3 protein-coding genes are annotated in these 4130 nt (G+C 66.5%); 2 read left to right on the top strand and 1 reads right to left on the bottom strand.

The genetic code is table 11. The annotated features are described in order from the left end of the window. The first annotated feature begins 26 nt into the window (after positions 1 to 26). Positions 27 to 1493 carry a glutamate synthase subunit beta gene (locus tag JOZ00_RS01040; RefSeq protein ID WP_293338567.1) on the top strand — a complete coding sequence of 489 codons (1467 nt, stop codon included), beginning with the start codon at positions 27 to 29 and terminating at the stop codon, positions 1491 to 1493. Positions 1494 to 1940: 447 nt separating this feature from the next. Further along, on the top strand, positions 1941 to 3368 hold the full coding sequence (locus JOZ00_RS01035; RefSeq protein ID WP_293338565.1) for an MFS transporter: 1428 nt from the start codon (positions 1941 to 1943) through the stop codon (positions 3366 to 3368). Here JOZ00_RS01035 and JOZ00_RS01030 read toward each other — a convergent pair. Then, the coding region (locus tag JOZ00_RS01030) for an LLM class F420-dependent oxidoreductase (protein ID WP_293338563.1) at positions 3290 to 4130 on the bottom strand (841 nt) is incomplete at its 5' end. The genes JOZ00_RS01035 and JOZ00_RS01030 overlap by 79 nt on opposite strands.

Below are 4130 nucleotides of genomic sequence, written 5' to 3'. Positions count from 1 at the left end.
CGACAAGGCGATCATGGCGGCCGCGCATGGCTGATCCAAGAGGCTTCCTGAAATACACGCACCGGGAGTTGCCGAAGCGCCGGCCTGTCCCGCTGCGGCTGAAGGACTGGCACGAGGTCTACGAAGAATTCGACAACGAGACCGTGCGCGAGCAGGCGACTCGTTGCATGGATTGCGGTATCCCGTTCTGCCACAACGGGTGTCCGCTGGGCAACCTGATCCCCGAATGGAATGACCTGGTACGCAGGGACCGTTGGCGCGACGCGATCGAAAGGTTGCACGCCACCAACAACTTCCCGGACTTCACCGGCCGGCTCTGCCCGGCGCCGTGTGAGCCCGCCTGCGTGCTCGGCATCAACCAGGATCCGGTGACAATCAAGCAGATCGAGCTGGAGATCATCGATCGGGCCTTCGAGGACGGCACCGTGGTGCCGCTGCCTCCGGACACACTGACCGGGAAGAAGGTCGCGGTCGTCGGCTCTGGCCCCGCGGGTCTTGCCGCCGCTCAGCAGCTGACCCGTGCGGGGCACACCGTCACCGTTTTCGAACGGGCGGACCGTATCGGTGGGCTGCTGCGCTACGGCATCCCGGAATTCAAGATGGAAAAGCGCGTCCTGGACCGGCGCCTCGACCAGATGCGAGCCGAGGGAACCGAATTCAAGGCCGGCGTCAACGTCGGGGTGGACATCACCGCCGAGCAACTGCGCGCCGACTTCGATGCCGTGGTGCTGGCCGGTGGGGCCACCGCCGGGCGCGACCTACCGATTCCCGGCCGGGAGCTCGACGGCATCCACCAGGCGATGGAATACCTGCCGTGGGGCAATCGGGTACAGGAAGGCGACGACGTCCTGGGGCCCGACGGCGAACCGCCGATCACGGCCAAGGGCAAGAAGGTCGTCATCATCGGCGGCGGGGACACCGGGGCCGACTGCCTGGGCACCGCGCACCGCCAGGGCGCGGCGAACATCCACCAGTTCGAGATCATGCCGCGGCCGCCGGAATCGCGGGCGGAGTCCACCCCGTGGCCGACCTACCCGTTGATGTACCGGGTTTCCTCGGCGCACGAAGAAGGCGGCGAGCGCGTGTTCTCGGTGAACACCGAGGAGTTCGCCGGCGAGGACGGTCGCGTGACCGCGCTGAAGGCGCACGAGGTCACCATGCAGGACGGCAAGTTCGTCAAGGTCGAGGGTTCGGAATTCGAGCTCGAGGCCGACCTCGTGTTGCTGGCGATGGGATTCGTGGGCCCGGAGAAAGAGGGTCTGCTCACCGACCTCGGCGTCAAGCTCACCGAGCGCGGCAACGTCGCGCGCGGTGGCGACTACGACACGTCGGTGCCGGGCGTCTACGTTGCTGGGGACATGGGTCGTGGACAGTCGTTGATCGTCTGGGCGATCGCCGAGGGCAGGGCCGCCGCGGCTGGCGTGGACCGCTATTTGATGGGTTCGACCGCGTTGCCGATACCCATCATGCCGACGGCCGCGCCGCTGCAGTAATCACACTAGTCACACTGGAAACAAGGGCAACAAACCTCGGCGAGTCTCCCGCCGTTTGCCAGACGCCTGCTGTCTAATAGTCCGGGTGTGGGCCCCGTCACAGGACGAATTTTCGGGAGTCCCGGCAGAACGGACCGATCGCAGGAGTGATCACTGTGCATATAAACCCGGTACCTCGATCACGGATGGGCCGAATCGCCTGGTCATGGATACGTCACCCAGTGAAGAGCCGCGAGTTTCCCGCTAAGCAAGAGCGTTTGGTGACCGCCGCGGAACTGCTCATCTTCGGTGGCTGACGCCTGACACGGGCGTGGTCCACTGGTAAACAATCTGTTTGCTCCACCGTCATTTGCCGGTCAGCTCGCGCGGCTGGGCGACAAAACCGAGCCGGCGTGGAATTGGTCACGCGACACCGACGAGTCGGCGGCTGAGCCATAACCTGTCGATGTGGTCGTGCGGAGTCGTTGGCTCGTTCTGGCGGTGTTGGCGGCCGGGGCGTTCATGGCCCAACTCGACCTGTTCATCGTCAACATCGCCCTGCCCTCGATCGCCCACAGTTTCTCGGGCGCATCACTGTCGTCGATGTCGTGGATCGTCACCGGCTACGCGATCGTCTTCGCCACGCTGTTGGTACCGGCCGGGCGGCTGGCCGATCATTTGGGCCGGCGCCGGGTTTTCCTCACCGGCGTAGCGGTATTCACCGTCGCTTCCGTGGCGTGCGCGTGCGCGCCGGCGCTATGGGTTGCGATCGCCGGTCGGGTGCTGCAGGGCATGGGCGCCGCGATGATGGTGCCGACGTCGCTGGGCCTGCTCTGGCCGCTCTTCGAACAGCGGGAACACAATCGGGTGGTCGGCGTGTGGGCGGGTGTCGCGGCGGTCGCGGCGTCGATGGGACCGACGCTGGGCGGACTGCTCATCGGCATCGACTGGCGATGGATCTTCCTGATCAACGTGCCCATCGGGGTCGCGACCTTCTTCGCGGGCCTCGCCGTCGTGCCCGAGGTTCGGATTCCGGGCAGCTCCGGTGCGGTCGACCCGGTGTCGGTGCTCACGTTGCTGTTGGCCGTGTCCCTGCTGGCGCTGGTCACCGTCGAGGGCGGGCGGTGGGGATGGCTCAGCGCGAACACGGTGGTGGGCCTCGGGATCGGCGTGGCGGCGGCGGTGGCGACGGTGTGGCGGGCAGTCACCAATCCCCGCGCCATCATCGAGGCGTCGTTGTTCAAAGTCCGCCCGTTCGCCGCGTCCTCGGCCGGCCTGTTCTTCTTCTTTCTCGCCCACGCGTCCTGGATGCTCATCAATGTGCTCTTCCTGCAGAGCATTTGGCACTACAGTCCGGTGCTTTGCGGTATGGCGGTATCGCCGGGCCCGATCACCGCCGCAATCTTCGCGCCCACCAGCGGACGAATCGCGGATCGGATCGGCCGACGGGCCACCGCGACGATCGGATGCCTGGCTTTCGCGGCCGGGGGATTTTTCTGCAGCGTGATGGTTCCCGCCGGCCATTCCTACTTCGCCAGCTTTGTTCCGGGCATGATCCTGGCCGGCATCGGGTCGGGACTTACCCAGGCGCCGTTGTACGCGGCGGCCAGCGAATTACCCGATCATCGGGCGACGACCGGGAGCGCCATGCTCAACATGTCCCGCCAGATCGGCAGCGCGTTCGGGGTGGCCATCCTGGTTTCCCTGCTGGGTGCGGTGTCGGCGGGACTCGCCGGCTATCGGCACGGGTGGGAATTCATCGGCGTCTGCTGCGCGACGGCTGCCGCCGTCATCTTTTTCGGCAACTCGTCGCAGCGCTACGTCAGCAGCCCCGAATCGCGGATCGCCTCCGCCAGCGGTTCCAGCACGGCGGGATCGTGCGGCGGCGGTAGGTAGACGATGCCGAGGTCCAGCCCCTCGGCCCCCAGACCGGCAGCGGTCTCGATGACTTGGCTGAAGTCGTGGTCTTCGCCCAGACGTACGTGGGCCGACATCGTGATCTCCTTCGGGTCGCGGCCGATGTCGGCACAGCGCGCCGCCAGCACGTCGCGTTTGCGGGCGAACTCCTCGGGCGTCCCGCCGGCGAAGTTCCAGTGCTGCGCGTACCGCGCGGTGATCGGTAGTGTGCGCTTCTCGCCGCTGCCGCCGATGCAGATCGGCGGGTGTGGCTGCTGCGGACCCTTGGGCTCGTTGCGGGCGCCCTTGAGTTGGTAGTACTTGCCGTCGAAGTCGGTGGTCTCCTTGCTGAGCAGGCTGGTCAGCACCGCGCAGGCTTCCTCGAACCGATCGAAGCGTTCCTTGATGCTGCCCAGCTCGATGCCGTAGGCGCCCGACTCCTCCTCGTTCCAGCCGGCGCCGATCCCGAGCTCGAGTCGTCCGTTCGAGATGATGTCGAGCGCGGCGGCCATGTTGGCGAGGACAGCGGGGTGGCGGTAGTGGATTCCCGTCACCAGGGCGCCCAGCCGCAGGCGCTTGGTTGCCTGCGCCAGCGCCGTCAGCGTCGTCCAGCCCTCCAGGCACGGTCCGGTGCTGTCGGAGAAGATCGGGTAGAAGTGGTCGAACGTCCACCCGGACTCGAAGACGTCGATGTCGTCGGCCGCCTGCCAGACGGCGAGCATGTCTGCCCAGGTGGTGTTTTGGGGTGAGGTTTTGAACGCG

The sequence above is a fragment of the Mycobacterium sp. genome (genome assembly GCF_019243155.1).
Lineage (GTDB): Bacteria > Actinomycetota > Actinomycetes > Mycobacteriales > Mycobacteriaceae > Mycobacterium.
This window is presented reverse-complemented; position numbering and strand designations above follow the sequence as displayed.